A 530-nucleotide genomic window follows, 5' to 3' on the forward strand; every position below is an offset into this window, starting at 1 on the left:
GGCCAGAGCTGGTCGATGACGAGCTATTGCCCGGTCCCCGGCGTCGGCCCCGAAAGCCCGGCCGACCGCGACTATCAGGGCGGCTTCGCGGCGCCGCTGATGCTCAAGGACCTGAAGCTGGCGCTGGAAGCGGCGGCGAGCGTCGGCGCGAACGTGCCGATGGGCACGCGGGCGGAGCATCTCTACCAGGCTTTCGTCGACGGCGACGGCGCGGGGCTCGATTTCTCGGGAATCATCAAGACGCTGCGGTAGCGCAATTCCTCCCCCAGCTTGCTGGGGGAGGGGGACCGCCGCCGAAGGCGGTGGTGGTGGGGGCGCCGGCGCAGCCGGCGGACTTCGTCCACCGCCCCTCCACCATGCTGCGCATGGTCCCCCTCCCCGAGACAAGCTCGGGGAGGAACTGAGTGGATGACGCGCGCGCCGCGAGCCTCTATCTCCCCCACATGTCCAGCCGCTTCGACAATGTCCCCAATCGCCGTGCGCTGATCGACCGGCGCGGCGTTGCCGAGCGGCTCCACGCGCTGCAGGCC

At 70.8% G+C, this 530-nt stretch carries 1 protein-coding gene; it reads left to right on the forward strand.

What is annotated here, in order from left to right:
• The coding region (locus ACTIMO_RS17275) for an NAD-binding protein (RefSeq protein ID WP_448183220.1) at positions 1–252 on the forward strand (252 nt) is incomplete at its 5' end.
• Positions 253–530 lie beyond the last annotated feature (278 nt).

The sequence above is a fragment of the Arthrobacter sp. CP30 genome, from assembly GCF_053470025.1.